This is a genomic window from Nocardiopsis sp. TSRI0078 (assembly GCF_001905145.1).
Classification (GTDB): Bacteria; Actinomycetota; Actinomycetes; order Streptosporangiales; family Streptosporangiaceae; genus Nocardiopsis.
In genome coordinates this window covers 98,288-118,321 of record NZ_LWLB01000023.1, presented here as the reverse complement: position 1 = coordinate 118,321, position 20,034 = coordinate 98,288, and the positions used below count along the sequence as shown (strand labels likewise).

Annotated in this window: 18 protein-coding genes; 9 read left to right on the top strand and 9 right to left on the bottom strand. The window is 73.6% G+C overall.

The genetic code is table 11. The features are described from left to right. The first annotated feature begins 216 nt into the window (after positions 1-216). From A6A08_RS14965 to A6A08_RS14940, 6 genes are all read left to right on the top strand, one after another. Positions 217-1,839, top strand: coding sequence for a glycoside hydrolase family 10 protein (locus A6A08_RS14965; protein ID WP_073703210.1), 1,623 nt, complete (start codon positions 217-219; stop codon positions 1,837-1,839). A gap of 115 nt (positions 1,840-1,954) precedes the next feature. Beyond that, the gene (locus A6A08_RS14960) at positions 1,955-2,356 is read left to right on the top strand and encodes a molybdopterin-binding protein (protein WP_073703209.1); all 402 of its coding nucleotides are present in this window, start codon (positions 1,955-1,957) and stop codon (positions 2,354-2,356) included. Further along, positions 2,349-3,155, top strand: coding sequence for a molybdate ABC transporter substrate-binding protein (gene modA / locus A6A08_RS14955; RefSeq protein WP_073703208.1), 807 nt, complete (start codon positions 2,349-2,351; stop codon positions 3,153-3,155). The genes A6A08_RS14960 and modA overlap by 8 nt, the downstream gene beginning before the upstream one ends. After that, the gene (locus A6A08_RS14950; protein WP_378698994.1) at positions 3,152-3,997 is read left to right on the top strand and encodes an ABC transporter permease; all 846 of its coding nucleotides are present in this window, start codon (positions 3,152-3,154) and stop codon (positions 3,995-3,997) included. The genes modA and A6A08_RS14950 overlap by 4 nt, the downstream gene beginning before the upstream one ends. After that, on the top strand, positions 3,997-5,082 hold the full coding sequence (locus A6A08_RS14945; protein WP_073703537.1) for an ABC transporter ATP-binding protein: 1,086 nt from the start codon (positions 3,997-3,999) through the stop codon (positions 5,080-5,082). Before A6A08_RS14950 ends, A6A08_RS14945 begins: the two co-directional genes overlap by 1 nt. Before the next feature lie 203 nt (positions 5,083-5,285). Continuing rightward, the gene (locus A6A08_RS14940; RefSeq protein WP_073703207.1) at positions 5,286-5,642 is read left to right on the top strand and encodes a DUF3040 domain-containing protein; all 357 of its coding nucleotides are present in this window, start codon (positions 5,286-5,288) and stop codon (positions 5,640-5,642) included. A 217-nt stretch (positions 5,643-5,859) separates the two neighbouring features. On the opposite strand, the gene A6A08_RS14935 is transcribed toward A6A08_RS14940, so the two are convergent. The 6 genes from A6A08_RS14935 to A6A08_RS14910 form a co-directional block, all read right to left on the bottom strand. Then, positions 5,860-6,426 carry a CAP domain-containing protein gene (locus A6A08_RS14935; protein ID WP_073703206.1) on the bottom strand — a complete coding sequence of 189 codons (567 nt, stop codon included), beginning with the start codon at positions 6,424-6,426 and terminating at the stop codon, positions 5,860-5,862. 95 nt (positions 6,427-6,521) lie between these two features. Next, the gene (locus tag A6A08_RS14930) at positions 6,522-6,770 is read right to left on the bottom strand and encodes a hypothetical protein (protein WP_073703205.1); all 249 of its coding nucleotides are present in this window, start codon (positions 6,768-6,770) and stop codon (positions 6,522-6,524) included. Positions 6,771-6,849: 79 nt separating this feature from the next. Then, on the bottom strand, positions 6,850-7,146 hold the full coding sequence (locus tag A6A08_RS14925) for a hypothetical protein (protein WP_073703204.1): 297 nt from the start codon (positions 7,144-7,146) through the stop codon (positions 6,850-6,852). A gap of 348 nt (positions 7,147-7,494) precedes the next feature. Then, positions 7,495-10,074 (bottom strand): penicillin-binding transpeptidase domain-containing protein, encoded by a 2,580-nt coding sequence (locus A6A08_RS14920; RefSeq protein WP_073703203.1) that lies wholly within the window; start codon positions 10,072-10,074, stop codon positions 7,495-7,497. A gap of 378 nt (positions 10,075-10,452) precedes the next feature. Continuing rightward, positions 10,453-11,799, bottom strand: coding sequence for an FAD-dependent oxidoreductase (locus A6A08_RS14915; protein WP_073703202.1), 1,347 nt, complete (start codon positions 11,797-11,799; stop codon positions 10,453-10,455). A 338-nt stretch (positions 11,800-12,137) separates the two neighbouring features. After that, a complete protein-coding gene (locus tag A6A08_RS14910; RefSeq protein ID WP_073703201.1) occupies positions 12,138-12,821 on the bottom strand; it encodes a 1-acyl-sn-glycerol-3-phosphate acyltransferase in 684 nt (227 codons plus the stop codon). A 272-nt stretch (positions 12,822-13,093) separates the two neighbouring features. On the opposite strand from A6A08_RS14910, the gene A6A08_RS14905 reads away from it, so the two are divergent. Next, positions 13,094-13,747, top strand: coding sequence for a cyclase family protein (locus tag A6A08_RS14905; RefSeq protein ID WP_073703200.1), 654 nt, complete (start codon positions 13,094-13,096; stop codon positions 13,745-13,747). Between the two features lie 60 nt (positions 13,748-13,807). On the opposite strand, the gene A6A08_RS14900 is transcribed toward A6A08_RS14905, so the two are convergent. Both A6A08_RS14900 and A6A08_RS14895 read right to left on the bottom strand, forming a co-directional pair. Further along, entirely contained in the window at positions 13,808-15,877 is a 2,070-nt protein-coding gene (locus A6A08_RS14900) for an FUSC family protein (protein WP_083609126.1), read from the bottom strand. A 103-nt stretch (positions 15,878-15,980) separates the two neighbouring features. After that, the gene (locus tag A6A08_RS14895) at positions 15,981-17,219 is read right to left on the bottom strand and encodes a hypothetical protein (RefSeq protein ID WP_073703198.1); all 1,239 of its coding nucleotides are present in this window, start codon (positions 17,217-17,219) and stop codon (positions 15,981-15,983) included. 427 nt (positions 17,220-17,646) lie between these two features. On the opposite strand from A6A08_RS14895, the gene A6A08_RS14890 reads away from it, so the two are divergent. Next, complete coding sequence (locus A6A08_RS14890) at positions 17,647-18,141, top strand: hypothetical protein (RefSeq protein WP_073703197.1); 495 nt, start codon at positions 17,647-17,649, stop codon at positions 18,139-18,141. 57 nt (positions 18,142-18,198) lie between these two features. Here A6A08_RS14890 and A6A08_RS14885 read toward each other — a convergent pair whose 3' ends face one another. Beyond that, a complete protein-coding gene (locus A6A08_RS14885) occupies positions 18,199-18,741 on the bottom strand; it encodes a GNAT family N-acetyltransferase (RefSeq protein ID WP_073703196.1) in 543 nt (180 codons plus the stop codon). Between the two features lie 329 nt (positions 18,742-19,070). On the opposite strand from A6A08_RS14885, the gene A6A08_RS14880 reads away from it, so the two are divergent. Further along, on the top strand, positions 19,071-20,000 hold the full coding sequence (locus A6A08_RS14880) for a LysR family transcriptional regulator (protein ID WP_073703195.1): 930 nt from the start codon (positions 19,071-19,073) through the stop codon (positions 19,998-20,000). Positions 20,001-20,034: the final 34 nt, after the last annotated feature.

Here is a 20,034-nt window from a genome sequence, read left to right as displayed (position 1 = left end):
GATTCTCTGCCGTTTTCGGGGGAGAGGCGAGGTCTCGCGGCCCCTCGCGCCGGCGCGCCGTCGGACGGTGGGGACGATCACAGGGGCCGGGACGTGCGGGGTTGTCCACGGATTGGCTGAACCGTGTCCGAAAATTGACGTCCTGGCCTAATCTGGTTCGCGGCGCGGCGCCATGGTGACGGCGGTGCGCGACGACCCCCGGAGGAGGCCAGCCCCATGGACCCAGTGGCACGTGCCGTCCCTTCGACGCGCGCCGCGCTCCGGTGGGCGGCGACGGCCGCCGCTGCCGCCGCCCTGCTGGCGGGGTGCACCTCGCCGGGCGCCGACGAGGAGTCCCCCGAGGCCGCCGGCCAGGCCGGGGCGGCGGCGCCGGTGCGGTGCGGGGACGAGGGGGACAAGCGCCGGATGCGCGGGGCGTGGCTGACCACGGTCCGCAACATCGACTGGCCCTCCGAGCCGGGCCTGTCCGCCGAGGAGCAGAAGGCCGAGCTCGACTCCCACCTCGACGCCGCCGCCGGCATGGGCCTCAACGCGGTCTTCCTGCACGTGCGTCCCACGGCCGACGCCGTGTACGCCTCGGAACTGGAGCCGTGGGCGCGCTACCTCACGGGTGAGCAGGGCGGCGACCCCGGCTACGACCCGCTGGAGTACGCCGTGGCCGGGGCGCACGAGCGGGGACTGGAGCTGCACGCCTGGTTCAACCCCTACCGGGTCGGATTCCAGGACCCCGACGTGGAGAACCTGGCCGAGGAGCATCCGGCCAGGCGCAACCCCGCATGGCTGGTGGACTACGGGGACGAGGCCTACCTCGACCCCGGCAACCCCGAGGTCCGCGCGTGGGTGACCCGCGTGATCATGGACGTGGTGGAGCGCTACGACGTCGACGGCGTGCACTTCGACGACTTCTTCTACCCCTATCCCAAGGACGGTGAGGAGTTCGACGACGATGCCTCCTGGGAGGAGCACGGCGGGGACTTCGACGACCGGGGCGACTGGCGCCGCGACAACGTCGACCGGCTCATCGCCGGCGTCCACGAGGAGATCGAGCGGACCGAGCCGTGGGTGAGCTTCGGGATCTCGCCGTTCGGCATCTGGCGCAACGACTCCACCGACCCCGACGGCTCGCCCAGCTCGGGCCTGCAGTCCTACGACGCCCAGTACGCCGACACCCGTACCTGGATCCGGGAGGGTACGGTCGACTACGTCGCGCCGCAGCTGTACTGGGAGCGGGGCTTCGAGACCGCCGACTACGAGGCCCTGGCCGACTGGTGGTCCCAGGAGGTCGAGGGCACGGGCGTGGACCTGTACATCGGCCAGGCCGCCTACCGGGTGGGCGAGGACGGCTGGCGCGGCGAGGACGCGCTCAGTACCCAGCTCGACTACTCCGGCGGACTGCCCGGGGTCGAGGGCGACGTCTACTTCTCCATCAGGGACCTGCGCGAGCAGGCCGCCGACGCCTACGCCGCGCTGGCCGGGGCCCACTACGTCCGTCCCGCGCTGCCGCCGCGCTCCGACGCCCCCGAGGACCAGGGGCCACTGGTCGGCGCGGTCGGGGGAGTCACCGCCCGGGCCGTGGAGGGGCGCGTCGACGTCGAGTGGGAGGTCGTCGAGGGCGCCCGCTTCTACGCCGTCTACCGGCTGCCCGCCGACACGGCCGGAACCGGTTCCGAGGAGGCGCGCTGCGCGGCCGTGGCCGCGGACCACCTCGTGGGCGTCACCGGGCGTACCGGGCTGACCGACACCGCCCCGCTGGAGGACGGCTCCGGGTACGTGGTCACCGCCCTGGACGACTACCGGGCCGAGGGGCCGGTCGGCGAGGTCGCCGACGTGCGCGGCTGAGGCCGGACCGCGTCCTGTGGCAATGTCGCATAATCCAGGAACACGGACGAAAAATCACTGATCTGCTGGCGGAAACGCCCTTTCCGGGTGGCAGGTGCGAGGGTAGGTTGGCTTCATGCCGACCTTCCAGATCAGTGAGGCCGCCACCCTGCTCGGGGTCAGCGCCGACACCGTCCGCCGATGGGTCGACTCCGGCCGCCTGTCCGCCGCCCGCGACGCCTCCGGACGGCGCCGGATCGACGGCGGCGAGCTCGCCGCCCTCATGCGCTCCGGAGCCGACGAGGACCCGGCACGCCGCCTGTCCTCGGCCCGCAACCGCTTCCGCGGGCTGGTCACCGAGGTCGTCCGCGACCGGGTGATGGCCAGCGTGGAGATCCAGGCCGGGCCCCACCGGGTGGTCTCCCTGATGAGCCGCGAGGCCGCCGACGAACTGGGCCTGGAGGTGGGCAGCGTCGCCACGGCGGTGGTCAAGTCCACCAACGTGGTCGTGGAGACCGCCGGAGGGCGCCATGCGTGACCATCCCCTCCGCTCCCGCGCGCCCGGTGCACTCCGGACGGCCGGCCTCCTGACCGCGGGCGCCCTCGCCCTCACCGCCTGTTCCGCCGGGGAGGCCCCGGGCGGCCGGCTCGACGTCTTCGCCGCCGCCTCCCTCACCGACGTCTTCACCGGTCTGGCGCGGGAGTTCGAGGACCGGCACCCGCGGACCGAGGTGGTCCTCAACTTCGCGGGCAGCAGCGACCTGGCCGTGCAGATCAACTCCGGGGCCCCCGCCGACGTCTTCGCCTCCGCGGACACCGCCACCATGGGCCGGGTCGTGGAGGGGGAGGGGCTGGACGCCGGCTGGGCCGCGGAGCACGGTGAGCGGGGTGTCGTCTTCGCCACCAACACCCTGCGCATCGCCGTGCCCCCGGGCAACCCCGCCGGGGTCCGGGAGCTGTCCGACCTCGCGGGAGGGGGCGCCACCGTCGCCTTCTGCGCCGAGGAGGTCCCCTGCGGCGCGGCCGCCGCCGCGGTCCTGGAGGAGGCCGGGCTGGAGGTCGCCCCCGACACCTACGAGGAGGACGTGCGCGCGGTCCTGACGAAGGTCGAACTCGGCGAGGTCGACGCCGGGCTCGTCTACGCCAGCGACGTCGTCTCCGCGGGGGAGCGGGTCGAGGGCATCGGGTTCGCCGAGGCCGGAGCAGCGGTCAACGACTACCCCATCGGGGTCGTGTCCGCCACCTCCGACGCCGGGCTCGCCGCCGACTGGGTGGAGCTGGTCCGCTCCGGGACGGGCGTGGAGGCACTCGACGCGGCGGGGTTCGAGACGCCGTGACACCCGAGCACACACCCGCCCCCGCGCCGCCGCGGGGGCGCGCGCCGCGGACACTGCGGGCACGCCCCGGACGCCCGCCGTGGGTGCTGCTCCTGCCCGCGCTCCTGGGCGCCGCCTTCCTCGTCCTGCCCCTGGCGGGCCTGCTGGTGCGCGCACCCTGGTCCACCATGGGCGGCCGCCTCACCGAGCCCGAGGTGCTGTCGGCCCTGTGGCTGTCGCTGTCCACCGCCACCGCGGCCACCGCCCTCTCCCTGCTCCTGGGGGTGCCGCTGGCCTGGCTGCTGGCCCGCACCGACTTTCCCGGACGCCGCCTCGTGCGCGCACTGGTCACCGTCCCCCTGGTGATCCCGCCCGTGGTCGGCGGTGTGGCCCTGCTCCTGGTCCTGGGCCGCAACGGACTCCTGGGGCGGTACCTGGACGCCTGGTTCGGGATCACCCTCCCCTTCACCCCCGCCGCGGTCGTCCTCGCCCAGGTGTTCGTCGCCATGCCGTTCCTGGTGATCAGCGTGGAGGGCGCGCTGCGCGGGGCGGACCGCCGCTACGAGGAGGCCGCCGCCACCCTGGGCGCCGGCCGGGTCACCGTCTTCGCCCGCGTCACCCTGCCCCTGGTCCTGCCGGGCATCGGCGCGGGCGCGGTCCTGTGCTGGGCGCGGGCCCTGGGCGAGTTCGGCGCCACCATCACCTTCGCCGGGAACTTCCCCGGCACCACGCAGACCATGCCGCTGGCCGTGTACGTGGCCATGCAGCACGACCCCGAGGCGGCCATCGTGCTCAGCCTGGTCCTGCTGCTGGTCTGCCTGGCCGTCCTGGCCACCCTGCGAGAGAGGTGGACGAACGCCTGATGGCCCCGACCGACGAACTCCCCGAAGCCCCCGCACACGTACTCGACGCGCGGCTGCGCCTGAACCGGGGCGGCTTCGCCCTGGACGTGGACCTGCGGGTCCGGCCCGGCGAGATCCTCGCCCTGCTGGGCCCCAACGGCGCGGGCAAGTCCTCGGCCCTGCGAGCCCTGGCCGGACTGCTCCCCCTCACCGGCGGCCACGTGCGTGTGGACGGCCGCGACCAGACCGCCGCCCCCGTGGAGCGCAGGCCCGTCGGCATGGTCTTCCAGGACTACCTGCTCTTCCCGCACATGAGTGCCCTGGACAACGTCGCCTTCGGCCCGCGCTGCCAGGGGCTGTCCCGCTCCGAGGCCCGCGAGCGCGCCGCCGGGCTGCTCGCCCACATGGGCCTGTCCGAGCACCTCCGCTCACGGCCGGGCGGCCTCTCCGGCGGGCAGGCCCAGCGGGTGGCGCTGGCCCGCGCCCTGGCCGTGCGCCCGCGCCTGCTGCTGCTGGACGAGCCCATGGCCGCCCTGGACGCCAGCACCCGTATCGACGTGCGCGCCCGGCTGCGCCACCTGCTGGAGGAGTTCGACGGCGCCACGGTGCTGGTCACCCACGACCCGCTCGACGCCATGGTGCTCGCCGACCGGGTCGCGGTCGTCGAGAACGGCGGGATGGTCCAGCAGGGGCCGCCCTCCGAGGTGGCTCGGCGCCCCCGCACCGCCTATGTCGCGCGCCTGGTGGGGCTGAACCTGTTCCGGGGCACGGCCGAGGGCACCACCGTCACCCTGGAGGCCGACGGGCCCGGCGGCCCCGCCCGGGTGGAGGCGCACGAGGCCCACCACGGCCCCGCCCTGGCGGCCTTCCCGCCGCGCGCCGTGGCCCTGTATCCGCGGCGCCCGCACGGCAGCCCGCGCAACGTGTGGCGGCTGAGGGTGGAGGGAATCGAGCGCTTCGGAGACCAGGTGCGGGTGCACCTGGCGGGCCGTCCGTCCCTGGCCGCCGACATCAGTCCGGCGGCCCTGGCCGAACTGGGCCTGACCCGGGGGGACGAGGTCTGGGCGGGGGTCAAGGCCGCCGAGGTCGAGTGCTATCCGGGCTGATCCCGGCGGCGCCCGCGGCACACGGCCCGCGCCTCCTCTCGGGCCGCCTCGGACAGCAGAAAAGCACACAAATCTACCCAGTGAGAGATATTGAAACCAGTAACGGAAAACCTGTGCACATCTGGATATCTCACCCTGACGCTGGGGAGACTGTAGAAACCTGGCGACGAAGAGTCCTTCCCCCAGCGGCCGAGGAGGGTGCCATGTCCCTGAGAGAGCACGAGAGAAGGATCCTCGAGGAGATCGAGCGGCAGCTCAGCGAGGAGGAGCCGGACCTTGCCGGACGCATGGAGTCCTTCGGATCCGAGGATCCCGACGCGCCGGCGGATCCCAACCTGGCCAGCTGGAGGCCGTGGGTGGCGTGCGCCCTGATCGCGGCGGTCACGGCCAGCCTGCTGGTGCTGCTGTTCGTGCTCACCCCGAGTACACCGCAACCGTCCGCGCCGGCGCCCGCCAGCACGTCGGAGACCACCGGTGGCCCGGTGCCGGAGGAGGACCCTCTGGACACCGATCCGGCGAACACCGGAGCCAACGGGACGGAACCAGTCGAAGCGCCCTGACCACCGTCGTACGGCGGGCACCTTCGCCGCGGCAGGGGCGCCCGTGGGCCCGGTCGGCCTGATCCAGGGGGACCACGGTCCTCCGGGGGCCTCCTTCGGAGCGGCACCCCGGGCTCCGACACGCGACGGCGTGTGACGCGCACCTGTGCGGGTGCGCGCCACACGCCGTCGTGCGTTCACCATCGGTACCGGGCGCACCGCCCGCCGGGGAACGCGTTCAGGAACCGTAGCCGAGGACCAGGGTCCAGAAGGGGCCGTCCTCGTCGTGCACGACGCCCGCGCCGACCTCCTTGGCGGAGCACCTCATGAGCACCTTGTCGTGCCCGGAGTGGCTGGTCCAGGCCCGCACGGCCTCCTCGGGCGTCTCGAAGCCCCTGGCCACGACCTCGCCCGCGACGCGGTCGTATCCCAGGTCGCGGGCACGGTCGCCGGCCGAGGCCTCGTGGAGGAACGGCGAGCCGGTGGCCGAACCTCCCCCGGCCCTGGCCTGGCTGTGCTCACGGGCCGCCTTGGCGAGCACCTCGTCGGTGCCCAACGCGGAGCACCCGGCCTCGGCCCTCTTCGTGTTCAGCAGCCGTACGACCTCGGCCTCGGCCTCGGGCCAGGGCTCGGCCTGCTCCGCCTCCGAGCCGCTGACCCAGGGCGGCGGCCAGCCGCCACCGGGCCCGGAGGCGGGCGGCGGGGCCCCCTCCCCGAAGGGGTCGGCCGCCCCCGTCACACCAGCGCAGCACAGGGCCATCGCCAGTCCCGCGAGGACGGGGCCTCGCACCCACCGGTTTCGCATGTCCTTCCACCTTCCGCACGCGGGGCTCCGCCTGCCGCGACGCCTCCGCGCATACCAGGGGCGGACGACCGGAGGCCGTCCGCCCGCAAAGGAACTCACTTCGCCGCGCTGGTGGTCCTGTCCACCGCGGCGCCGTGCATGGAGGCCGTGTAGGTCACGTACTCGTAGGTGACCTTCCCGTCCTCGTCCGCGTGGCTGTGTACCACCGTCATGGTGGCTCCCTCGACGCCGGCGGCGCCGAAACTGCTGTGGAAGCTCGCGTCGGCGGCCGCGACCGAGGGCGCACCCAGGGCCAGGCCGGACGCCAGGACGGTCAGGAACAGTGCTCGTCGTCTTGGAGTCATCGGTTCTCCTTCGAAATGGTCGGGTCACGCCCGCCGGACGCGGCGGTCCGCGGACCGCCGCGTCCGGCAGAACCGATCTCTAGCGCGCAGCGCTGACGACGCTGTGGATACCGGCGCCGTGGGGGCCGGCCCAGGAGGCGCTCTTCTTGAAGAAGGCACCGCCGTCGTGGTGGCCGTTGTCGTCGTCCTCGTCCTTGTCGTGGTGGCCGTCGAAGGCGACCGCCTTCACTTCGTAGCTCACGGCGCCCTTGGGGCCCGCCGCGTTGGACCCACCCGAGAAGAAGCTGTCGGCCAGAGCCGTGGCCGGAGCGCCGAAGGCGAGGGCCGGGACGGCGACGGCGGCGAAGGCGAGCCGGGTGAGAGACTTGCGGTTCATGCTGTGTCCTTTCGAGGCGGACTGGCTCTCTGCCAGGCCGATGGCGCGGGTCCCCCCATCTCGACCCCGGAGGGAACCGTTCTCCTGGCGCCGTTCGTACATCTGCCCCGAGACCGAACGTATTAACTCTTAGTAGTAACTCAATAGCTTAAAGTAATAATTGGCCGTTTTGGATCCGATTTTCCCTGGTCTGGAAGGGCATGTGCTCCGAACAGGGAAGGGTCCGGGCCGCCCCCGGCCGCGGCGGACCCGACGCCCGAGGCGCCCTCGCGGATGTACGGGAACACGAACGGCGCGCACCGGCGGAACCGGTACGCGCCGTTCACGTCGGCGGGAGCCGACGGGAGGTCAGAGGGCGTTGGCGAACTTCACGGCCAGCGGACCGGCCACGGACGAACCGCCCCCACCGCCCTCGACCACCACGGCGAAGGCCACGTCGCCCTTGAAGCCGATCATCCAGGCGTGGCTGGGCAGGTTGCCGTCCTCGTCCGCGTCCTCGGGGGTGCCGTACTCGGCGGTGCCCGTCTTGCCGTACACCTCGCCCTGGAAGGACAGGTCCTTGGCGGTGCCCTCGGTGACGACCGCGCGCATCATCGTCCGCAGCGTGTCGGCGTGGGTGACCGGCCGGGGCTCGGGCATCCCCTCCCGCACGGGGTCGGTCACCAGTACGGGATGGCGCCAGGAACCGTCGGCGACCGCTGCGGGCACCGTGGCCATGTGCAGCGGCGAGGTGAGGATCTGGCCCTGGCCGATGCTCTGCGCGCCCAGCAGGACGTTGCCGTCCGGCGTCGGGAACGACGGCTCGAACGTGGGCACGCCGACGTCCAGGGGCGCGTTCATCCCGAACTGCTCGGCGCTGGCCTGCAGGATGCCCGGGTCGATCCGGTCCACGACCTGCTGCACCAGGGCCGTGTTGCAGGAGGTCGCGAACGCCTGGGTCATCGACTGGGCCCCGTAGGCGGCGCCACCCGCGTTGGTGAAGGTCCAGCCGCCCGGGTCGTACTCCTCGGTGCAGTTCATGGGGGTGTCCACGCCCACCCCGTTGTCCAGCAGGGCGCTGTAGGAGACGACCTTGAACGTCGACCCGGGGGCGTACTGGCCCTCGAAGGCCCGGTTCATCCCGCCGGGCACGTTCACCGCGGCCAGGATCTCCCCGGTGGAGGGACGCAGGGCCACCATCCCGGCGGGGTCGCCGGAGCCGATGATGGCGTTGGAGGCCGCGTCCTGGACGGCCATGTCGATGCTGGTGGTGATGTCCTCGCCGTCGGAGCCGTCCAGGGTGGCCACCGTGTTCTCCTCGGTGACCTCCAGGGAGGCGGGGTCCTCCGCCGCGGCCGCGTCGGCCATCACGATGGTCGTGGCGGCCTCACCGGCCAGCCGTTCCTCGTAGGTGCGCTGGAGCCCGCCGACGCCGATGGTGTCGCCGACGCTGTAGGCCGGGCCGAGGCGCTCGACGTCCTCCTCGGTGGCCTCGCCCAGGGAGCCCGCGAGCATCTGCAGCGAACCGGAGACGTCGGTGGTGTCGATCCGGGTACCGTCGGCGGCGAGGATGTGTCCGCGCTCGCCCCACACGGCGGTGCGGGCCAGGACCTGGCCCTCGCCCAGGCCGGGGTAGGCGACCTCGGGGGAGAAGTCCACCCACCACTCGCCATCCTCGCGGACCAGCGGAAGCTCGCCCTCCCAGCCCCAGTCGCCGGCGTTGGTCAGGCTCACCGTGACCTCGTAGGAGGCGCTGCCGCCGCCTCCCTCGGTGCTCGGCGCGCCGACCTCCACGTCGAGGGACTCGATACCCAGTCCCGCGTCGATTCCGCTGAGCACCGAGGCGGCGTCGCCGCCGGTGGTGACCGCGGCCAGCCGCTCGTAGTCCTGCGCCTCCCACGCGGCCTCGTACTCGGCGGTGGTCTCCTCGGGCCGGGGCATCGTCAGGACGTACCAGGAGGCGGCGCCGCCGACGAGCAGCAGGACCACCACGGCGGAGACGACGCCGATGACCAGACCGCGCCGCGACCTGCGCGGCGGCGGGGGAGCAGGGTCGTAGCCCTCGGCTCCGGAGTAGTCGGGGCCGTCGGGGTGGCCGGGGCCGCCCGGTCCGCCGGGGGACGCGCCGCCGTAGAGGTACTCGAAGCCCTCCGCGGGGCGCTGCCCGGACCGTGGCGCGGACGCCGCGGCCTCGTACTCCGGCTCGGGCGGGCCTCCCGGATAGGGGGTGTCGCCGTGGTGGACGGGCCCGCCGGGATAGGGGTCCTCGTCCCAGGAGCCGTCACGGCCCGACGGTGCCTCGTACCCGGTCGGGGAGGGCTCCTGCCAGGAGTCGTGGGCGGGACCGGGACCGCCGGGAGCCCCGCCGCCGTGGTCGCTCCAGCCGCCGGCGGGTCCCTGTGCCGAGGGATAGGGGGTGTCCCAGCCCTCGGGGCGGTTCGGTCCCGGAGCCGAGGGGGCGTCCCAGGAGTCGGTGGGGGAACCACCGCTTCGGGGCGCGTCCCAGGAGCGGTCGGGGGCGTCGGAGCCCTCCGGACCGCTCCAGGAGGCGGCGGGCCGTTGCTCCGGGCGCGGGTCCGCCCAGGCGTGTGGTGCGGAGCCTCCGTGCGGGGGAGCGCCCCACGCGTCGTCGGGCTGTTCCTCCGGGCGCGGGTCCGCCCAGGCGTGTGGTGCGGAATCCTCGCGCGGGGGAGCGCCCCACGCGTCGTCAGGCCGTTCGTGGGAGAGGCTCTCAGGAGGAGCACCGAACGCAGACCCGGGCGGGGGCGCGGGATCCGTCGGCCGCGGGGGCTGGTGTCCACCGGGGCCGAAGGGGTCCGTGGGAGGTGCCCCCTGTGGCCGACGGGGGATGCGGTAGGGGTTCTCGGGGCGCGGGGCGTGCGCCGGGTTCTCGTCCGTTTCTTCGGGCGGCCCGGAGGAATCCGGCTGCCGGGGGGACCGTTCGTCCACGCCTGACCGTCCTTCGCTGCGTTTGCTGGAGATACCACGATGCCCCGCTCCCACCTCGGTGGGAGCGGGGCACGAGGATGAGGGTCGGCATGGCGGTCGCCTCTCGGCGCGGGGCACAACGGGGCTCCTGACCGTACGGTCACCCACCCGGGGGCGGGGCCGGACGCGGTATTCCGCGAAGGCAATAGTTGAGGCCCGGGGGACACTTGCTACCACACCGACCAACAGTGACTCTAACCCATCGGGAAGAGCCGTTGTTCCGCTACCCGGGGATGAGGCGCATGCGCAATCTCACGGTGGGAGGGGGCGGAAGCGGGGAAGGGGTGGCCGATCCCGCAGAGGGGTGCGGGACCGGCCGGGGAGCACGCGCGCCGGAGACTACTCCTGGCGTGCGACGCTGGTCTGTTCCTCGCGGGAGAGCAGCTTCAGGCGCTTGCGTCCGCGCTCGGCGCCCAGCTCCTCCTCCCTGGCCTCGATCCGCTGCCAGCCCTCCCAGGTGGTGTAGCGCACGCCGCGCTCCTCCAGCAGGGCGCGGAAGGCGACGGGGTCGGGCTCGGCGGCGGGGGTGAAGGACTCGCGGTCGGCCACCAGGTTGGTGACCGTCTCCAGGGCGTCGCCCTTGGTGTGGCCGATGAGGCCGACGGGACCGCGCTTGATCCACCCGGTGGCGTACACGCCGTCGATCGGCTTCTCGTCCAGGTCCAGGACCCGGCCCTCGGCGTTGGGGACGACGCCGCGCTCCTCGTCGAAGGGCAGGTCGGCCAGGGGCGATCCCAGGTAGCCGATGGCGCGGTAGACGGCCTGCACCTCGTGGTCGACGTACTCGCCGGTCCCCCTGACGTTGCCGTCGCCGGTCAGCTCCATGCGCTCGGTCCGAAAGCCCGTGACCCGGTCCTCGCCGAGCACGGCCACGGGGCTGTGCAGGAAGTGCAGGTGCAGGCGGCGCTCGTCGCCGCGCTCGTCGCGGATCGCCCAGTTCTGCAGGATCTTGACGTTGGTCTTGACCTGGTTGGACTCATCGCAGGCCTGCAGGCTGCCCTCGTCCATGTCGAAGTCCTCGGGGTAGACGATGACCTCGACGCCGGGCTGCTTGTCCAGTTCGCGCAGCTCCATCGGAGTGGCCTTGCACTGGGCGATGCCGCGGCGGGCGAAGACGTGCACGTCGGTGATCTGCTTGGCGCGCAGACCCTCGTACACGTTGTCGGTGATGTCGGTGTCCATCAGGTCGTCCGCGCTCTTGGCGAGGATGCGCGCCACGTCGACGGCGACGTTGCCCGCGCCGATCACGGCGACGCTGGTGCCCTCGACGTGCCAGGACGGCGAGACGTCGGGGTGGGAGTCGTACCAGAAGACGAAGTCGGCGGCGCCGTGGCTGCCGGGCAGGTCGATGCCCGGGATGTCCAGGGGCCGGTCGCGGTCGCTGCCGGTGGCGAAGACGACCGCGTCGTAGTGGTGGCGCAGGTCCTCCAGCTTGAGGTCCACGCCGTACTCGACGTTGCCGTAGAAGGTGACCTCCGGCTTGTCCAGGATCTTGTGCAGCGCCCCCTGGATCTGCTTGATCCGGGGGTGGTCCGGGGCGACGCCGTAGCGGACCAGCCCGTAGGGGGAGGGCAGCTTGTCGAGGATGTCGATGCTGACGGACGTGCCGCACGCGGACAGGGTCTCGTCCTTGGTGAGCAGGTCCGCGGCGTAAATCCCCGCGGGGCCCGCACCCACGATTCCCACTCGCAGTGGTCGCGTCATCGCACAGCTCCAAGTCTTCGCGCCAGAGTCGGACGCCATCAAAAGGTAAGGCTTGCCTAATCTATCCGGTGTCGGCACCGGGAAACCCTACTATAAAGGTAGAGAATTCCACTCGTGGTGCCAGGTGCCGCCGCGACGCTGCGGAGTCCCTCGGGAGCGGTCATCGCAGGCAGAGAGGGGCCGGGGCACCTCGCGGGCGTCCCGGAGGAGCCCTCAAACAGGGGTCAACGCCGCGTCACCGGCACATGAGTTCCGAACGGGCTGTGGGGAAAGTCACCGGGTGAAGGCGGGGGTGTGCCGGCCGCCGGCGCCGGGAGGCCTCATCCCTGGTCGAGCTCGGCCTTGACCGAGGCGGCGAACCTGGGCACCTGCTCCTGGCCGGACAGCTTGGCGATGGCGTCCATGATGGCGTCGGTGGCCTCGCGGCGCGGACGCGCCATGTGGGCCCGGCCCCGCCACGGCGACAGGTCCACCGCCTCGCCGAAGCGCACGCCCACGCGGTTGAGGGAGGGCACCTTCCGTCCGGGCGGCAGGATGCGCTCGGTCCCGGCCAGCGCCACCGGCACCACCGGGGCGCCCGTGGTCAGCGCGAGCCAGGCCAGCCCGGTCTGGCCGCGGTAGAGGCGGCCGTCGGGCGAGCGCGTGCCCTCGGGGAAGATCCCGAACACCTCGCCGCTCTCCAGCACCGCCAGGCTGTTGTCCATGGCCTCCTGGGCGCTCTGGCCCGGACGCCGGTCCACCGACAGCTGGCCGATGGCCCGCAGCGCGCGGGAGAACAGGCGCCGGGGCAGGGTCCCCTCGTCGAAGAGCTCCTGCTTGGCGATGAAGCGCACCGGCCGGGGACAGGCCACGCCGATGAAGAGCGGGTCGATCAGCGCCAGGTGGTTGACGGCCAGGATCAGCGGGCCGTGCGCCGGGACGTTGTGCACGCCCTCCACGCGCTGGGGCCACACCACGCGGGTGGCGGGCGCGATGACGGTTTTGGCGGCTCCGTACAGTGACACTGGTCGGCTCTTCTCGGTGAATGGCGGGTCCGTGCGGCGGGGGCGGACGGTCCGGAGGGCTCCCCGCGCTGGAGGGCTCCCGTGGTCCGCGCTCCGAGCTTATCGGTGCAGGCGGCACGGGACGCGGCCGCGGGGTCGGTGGGCGGCCGCCCCGGATCCGTTCGGGGGAACACTGCCGTGGTGGGGGTCACAGGCGCTAGGCTCATGGTCTAGACCTCTGGTGCAGGTCAGGGGTCGTTCCCGACGCGCTCGTGAAGCGAGGAAGAACAGCCATGCCGAAACTGGTCGACGTCAGCCATCAGATCACCGACGGGATGACCACCTTCCCGGGCCTGCCCGAACCGGCCGTTGAGGAGAGTACCTCGGCCCCCGGCGCCGCCCCCGGCCGCGAAGCCAGCAGCGGGCGCGTGACGATGGTCGGTGCCACCGGCACCTACGTGGAGATGCCCGCCCACCGCTACCGGGACGGCGCCGACCTCGCCGACCTGGACCTGGCCCGCGTGGCCGACCTGCCCGGAGTGGTCGTCACCATCGCCTCCTCCGCCCCGATCGGTCCCGAGGCGCTCTCCGGCCTGGACGTGCACGGACGCGCCGTGCTGGTGCGCACCGGCTGGGACCGGCACTGGCGGACCGAGGCCTACGGCGGCCCCGAGCACCCGTACCTGACCGAGGCGGCCGCCAAGGCGCTCGTCGACGGCGGCGCCACCCTGGTGGGCATCGACTCGGTCGGTGTGGACGACACCTCTCCCACCGCCGAGGGCGCCCGCCCCGCGCTGGCCGTCCTGCTGGCCGCCGGGATCCCCGTCGTCTCGCACCTGTGCCTGCTCGACCAGCTGCCCGAGGACGGCTTCACCTTCTTCGCGGTGCCCGCCAAGGTCCGCGGGATGGCCGCCTTCCCCGTGCGTGCCTTCGCCCTCACGGACTGAGCGGGGCCTGGCCGGGGAAGCCCCGGTCGCCCGGGGCCGGCCCGCCCGCCCTGAGGGGGCTCAGAGGTCGGCGTCCACGTCCCTTTGGGCCCGGTGCCGCTCGCGCTGGGCCCGCCGCTCGGCCTCCTGGCGGGCCGCGCGCTCGTCCTGGGCGACCGCGCTGGTCATCGCGTTGGACAGCGCCCGCAGCTCCATGTTGAGCCGCGGGTAGGCGGGCAGGCGGGGTACGGCGCCCATGCGCGGGGTGCGCCTCTCCTCCATCGAGGAGACCAGCTCCCCGAAGGCCAGGTCCACCCGCTGCAGGGTGATGACGCCGGCCGCTTCGGGTATGTCCCGCGCCAGCGCCGCCAGCGCCAGGTAACCGGTGCGCTGGGTGGCCACCACCACCGGCCACAGCGGCAGGGTGGAGGCCGCGCGCGGCACGTCCCCGATCGCGCTGTCGTAGACCCCGCGCAGGTTCACCAGGGCCGCCCGCATGTCCCGGCGCAGCCGGTAGCGGCGCTCCGGGCCGATCTCCACGTCCTGGTCCAGGACCGCCACGATGCACTCGCGCGCGATCCTCAGCACGCTCGTGATGGCCTGGGGCAGGCGGGTCGCCGACGCCCTGCGCCACAGCAGCAGCGCGCCCAGCAGGCCGAACGCCGAGCCCACCACGGTGTCGATGATGCGCGACCCGGCCAGGTCGGTGATGGGGTCGGGCGCGGCGGTGTTGGCCAGCAGCAGCGCCATCGGCGTCACCAGCACCGAGGCGTAGAAGAAGTTGCGGCCCACCACCAGCTGGGTGAGGCCCTGGAAGGCCCCGGCGAGCACGATGGTCAGGGCCAGCGGCGGATGCGTCGCGATCACCGCGGCACCGATGAACACGCCCACCAGGGTGCCCAGCGAACGCTGCAGGGAGCGGTTCATGGTCAGCACCACGTTGCCCGCCTGGAGGACGGCGGTCGTGGTCAGGCCCACCCAGTAGTAGTGGTCCAGGCCCATGAACAGGCTGAACGCGCCCGCCGCGGTCACCGTGATCCACATGCGCAGCGCGGTGGGGCGTACCAGCGAGTCCGAGCCCAGACTGGAGCGCAGCGAGTCCCACAGCGCCGGATAGCGCTCGTCGTGCAGGGCGTCCGCCCGCTCGTCGTCCTCGTGGGAGGCGCGGCGCGCGGACTGGGCGGCCCGGGCCAGCTGGCCGTAGAGCCGGGCCTCCAGGGAACGGGGGCGCATGCCCCGGCGCAGCTCGTCCAGCTCCTCGGGTTCGGGGGCGCGGGCCGGGTCGGCCACGGCCCGCGCCATGCGTTCGGCGAAGTCGGCCGCCTTCTCCGGCAGCGGCGTGGGGCGGGCCATGCACACCTGGGTGGTGGACAGGTGCACGTCGGAGACCCAGCGCAGCAGGGAGCGCAGCCGGGCCGCCTCGGGGGTGGTGCGGTAGCCGCGGGTCTGCGCCAGCAGGACGATCCGCCAGGCCTCGGCCACCGCCACCGAGGCCTCGTGCTGGGCGTGGTCCAGGTCGGGGGTGCCCACGGAGCGCAGCAGGGACGCGAGCTGGCGGTAGGCCCCGGCCACGGCGCGGTACTCGGGGTGGCGGGCGCGCACGGGCGCGCCGGACATCGACACCGACCAGCCGATGGCCGCGCCGACGGCGGCCACCGCCGCGTGGAAGGGGACGTCGGCCAGTCCGCCGGGGGCGATGGTGGAGATCGCGCCGACCAGCACGAAGAACAGGGCTCCGGGCTTGTCCACCCGCCATGCGGCGCACACCCACGTGGCGACCCCGGCGGTCAGCCCGATGGACAGCACGGGGGCCCAGGGGGCCAGGGCCGAGGCGAAGGAGCCGAGGGCGACGCTGGCCACGAAGCCCAGGCCGACCAGGGCCAGGGCGGCCGAGCGGTAGACGTAGGGCGTCTTCTTCTCGTACAGGACCGTCATGGAGCCCAGGGCGGCCAGTGTGCCGACCTCGGGGCCGAACAGCCACGCGGCCAGGGCGAAGGAGAGTGACATGGACAGGGCGGCCTTGACCGCGGTGGTCCACGCCCAGGCGCCGGACTGCAGGCCGAACAGTGCCTTGAGGTCGACCCTGGGACGGGGTCGGGCGCCCACTGCGACGCGTTCGGGTCCTTCGCCGGGGGAACCACCCAGGTCCATCGGCCCGGTGTCTCCAGTGGTTCCCAGATCTCGCACGATTTCCATCCTAGACCGGGATGAACCGGTGCTTAGGTGACTTCCTGGACACAGGGAGGGAGGTCCGTCACGCCTCGGCGGCGGCTCTGCCACCCGCCCCGGTGCTCCCGCCGCTCCCGGCCTGCTCGGCCCGGGCCTCCGCCTCCTCGGCGCGCCGCTCGGCGTGTTCGGCGCGTTCCACGGCCCGGTCGCGCGCCTCCTCGGCCAGGGCCAGGCGGGCCGCGGCGGCCTCCCTGGACTCGGCCAGGGTGATCTCGGCGTTGCGGCGCTGGGCGTCGAGCTCCCCGGTCAGGCGCTCGCGCTCGGCGTGCAGGCGTTCGAGCTCGGCGGTGAGGCGCTCGCGCTCGGCGGCGGCAGCGGCCCGGTCCGCCTCCAGGCGCTCGCGGGACCGCTCCAGCTCGGCGTCCAGGCGCTCGCGCTCGGCGGCCAGGGTCCGGGCGGCCTGGTGGGCCTGCTCCTCGGCGCGCTCGGCGCGGGCCCGGGCGCTCTCGGCGGCCAGGACGGCCTCGTCGCGTCGGCGGACGTGCTCGGCCGTCTCGGCGCGCAGGCCCTCGATCTCGGCGCGCGCGTGCTGCAGGCGCCGGGCGGCCTCGGCGCGCTCATGTTCCAGCTCCTCACGGGCCCTGGCGGCCTGCTCGGCGATCCGGCGCTCGGCGGAGGCCAGACCGGCGTTGGCCTCGGTGACGGCGGCGTCGCGCTCGGCCCGGGCCTCCCGGGCCAGGATCTGCTGGCGGCCCCGTTCGGTCTGGGCGGCGTCCCGGTCGGCCAGGGCCTCCTCCGCCATGCGCTCGGCCTCCTGGGTGGCGGCCACGGCCGAGGCGGCGGCGTCCTCGGCCGCGCGCAGGGCGCGTTCGGCCTCCCGGCGGCGGTTCTCGGCCTCCAGCCGTGCGCTGTCGGCCTCGGCGGCGTGCCGGGCCCCGGCCAGGCGGGCCGCCTCCACCTGTGCCTCGGCCGCGGCCGGGTCGGTCATGGTGGAGAACGCCTCGGTGGCGGCCCGGAGGGTGGCGGTCAGCTGCTCGCTCTGGACCGCGAAACGGGTGAGCAGGTCGTCGGCGCGCAGACGCGCGGCGGTGACCGGTTCGGCGCCGGGAGCGGGGGAGGGCGCGGCGGCCTCCTCCTGGGCGGCCCGGGTCTGCTCCTCCTGGCGCTCGGCCTCCTGGGCCTGGCGCTGGCGTTCCTTCCAGGCCCGCCACCGGGTGTGTTCGGGCAGGTCGCAGTACTGGGGCGGGCGACCGGGGGAGGAGGCGCGGGGCACCGGCCGGTCGCAGCCGGGGAAGTTGCAGGTGTTGGAGTCGGAGGAGGCCACGGGGGTGAGCGTAGCGGTTCGCCCGCCTCCGGCGCGGAGGGTGTGTCGTCTCGCCGGCCCCTGCGGAGCGGGGGAGGGCGCCACGGGGCACCGGGAGGGCGCGGCCGCCGACGGCCCGTGCCGCTGTGGCCGGAAGGGCCCACCGGCTCGGCTCCGACCGGCGTGATCCCGTACCTGCGGCGAGGTCGGATGTCCGAGCGCGCCATGGGTGCGGGATCACGGCGCCGGAAGTCCCCTGGCGCGCACCGGCGGCGGTTCCGGCCGATCCGGCGCGTGCTGCGAACCGCGGTCCGCCCCGACGCGTCGGACCGGACGGGGCCGCGTCGGGCGGACCCCGCCGACGAACGTGGGGAGCGGATTTTCCGTGCGATCGGTATCTCGCGCACCGAACACCCGGAGGACGAGCGCGTCCGGAGCGGGGCCGGCGGTGCTCCGCCTGCTCCTGGCGGTGTCCGTGGCCGCCCTGTTCGCCTGGGCCCTGGGCGTGGCGCTCCTGCTCCTCTCCGTACTGGGGGGAGAGTGCCGCCTCTGGGGTGTCCCGCGGGCCCCGGATCCCTGGTCGGTGCCCCTGCACCACGTCGATCCCCCGTGTGACGGGAGGACCTCCCTGCTGTGGGGGTGGGTGGTGATGACCGCGGTCATCGCGTGGGTCGCCCTGCTGCTCCGGGCGCGGCTCCGCTCCGGCCGGGGCGGAGCCGGGCGGCCCGCTGCCGCGGCGGTCGGCGCGGTCGGCGCGGTGTGCCTCGCCTGCGCTCCGGTGATCGCCCCGCAGTCCCTGGACGGGTTCCGCCGCCTGTGCGGGAGTCCGCTGTTCGGCATCGCCGACACGTGCGTGTACCGCGTCGGGCCGTGGTGGTGGGCGGCGGTCGCCTTGCTGGGCGCCTTCTCCGTGCTCGCCTGGGCCTGGGACCGGAAGGAGTGAGACGCGCAACCGCCGCGCCCCGGGGCAGGGACGCGGCGGACGGCGGCGGAGGTCCGGTCAGTCGTGGGCGCCGAAGCCGTCCACGCGGCAGACCATGGTGGTCACGAAGGGCCGGAAGCCCTCCTGCTCCAGGAAGCGGATGTCCTCGGAGGCCGTGGCCAGCGCGGAGAACTCGATGTCGCGCACACCCATGGCGGCGAGCTGGTGGCGCACCTCCTCCAGCAGCTTGGAGCCCACGCCGGTACCGGTGTACTCGGGGTCGATGGCGAAGGTCTGCACGACCGCGACGCGCTCACCGCGGTCCCAGCTGCCCTGGGCGTTCTCGCGGACGGTCACCATCGCGTACCCGGCCAGGTCGCCGCCGCTCTCGGCGAGGATGGCCATGGTGTCGGGGTCGGAGAGCCAGGAGATGTACTGGGCGCGGCGGCGCCTCCAGGACTCCTCCAGGCTCACCTCGCCGATGATGTCCGCGAGGTGGGGGGCGGTCAGCGTGTGCTGCTGGTGGAGGGCGCCCCACAGGTCCGCGAGTTCCTCTATCTCGTGCACGCCCAGGTAGCGGAAGCGGAGGACACCCACGTCGGCGGGTCGAGGTTTGGTCATCAGAGAATTTTGCATGTTTTTCTCCCCCGTTTCACCAGCATTGGGTGCTGTTCCCCTCCGGGGTCCCGTTGGAGGGGCCCGTGTTCGAGCTGTGGAACCGACTGTACGTGTCGGTACCAATCTGGGCGTGTGCGACACGGAGGAAAGAGGCGCGTGAGATGCCCTTCGGGAAAGAAAATCGCTTTTTCTTTCCGTGGTGTCACGTAGTGCCCCGTGGGCGAGGGCCATGCGCGGACAGCGGACGGTGTGCACGGAATCACGCTGTAAAACGGTGCAACACAAGCGAAACCGCCCGGAAACCCGTTCGTACTTGCCATAGGTTGGACGGCATGATCGATGTTCGGCGGCTGCAGCTCCTCCAGGCACTCGACCACCACCACACGGTGGCCGCGACCGCGGAGGCGCTCAACGTCACCCCGTCGGCGGTCTCCCAGCAGCTCTCCGCCCTGGCGAGGGAGGCGGGGGTTCCGCTCGTCGAGCGCAACGGCCGCCGCTTCCTGCTCACCGGCGCCGCGCGGGTCCTGCTCAAACGCGCGCACGTCATCTTCGCGGAGATGGAGCGGGCCACGGCCGACCTCGCCGAGTACGCGGAGGGCGACCGCGGTGTCACCCGCGTCGGCTCCTTCTCCACCGGTATCAGCGACCTCATCGCCCCGGCCCTGGCGCGCCTGCGCACCAGCCACCCCGGCTGGTCCTTCGAGGTCGTCCAGGCCGAGCCGGAGCAGAGCGCCGAGATGGTGCGCTCGGGCCGCCTGGACGTGGCCCTGACCATGTCCACCGGGCACCTGCCCCCCACGGGGGACCCCGACTTTCGCACCGACCCGGTGATGGTCGAGATGTTCGACGCGATCCTGCCCTACCAGCACCCGCTGGCCACCCGCACCAGCCTCCACCTGGCCGAGGACCTCGCCGACCAGGACTGGATCCTGTCCGCGCCCGGCACCGCCTGGCACGAGTGCGTGTCCGGCGCCGCCCACCAGGCGGGCTTCCAGCCGCGCGTGGTGCACACCGTCGACGACTTCAGCGCCGTGTTCGCCCTGGTGCAGGCGGGCCTGGGCATCGCCCTGATGCCGCGCCTGGCCTGGACCGGTCTGAGCACCACGCAGATCGTGGTGCGCGGGGTGCGCGAGAGCGCCCGGCGGCACATCATCGCGCTCTCGCGCGCCGGCGCCACGCCCGAACCCCTGCTGACCGCCGTCCGCGAGGCCGCGAGCAAGGTCCCGGTCCCGTCCGTGGGCCCCTTCGCCATCGCCGGTTAGTCCCGGCGCCGCGCTCCCCGGGCCTTCGTCCCGG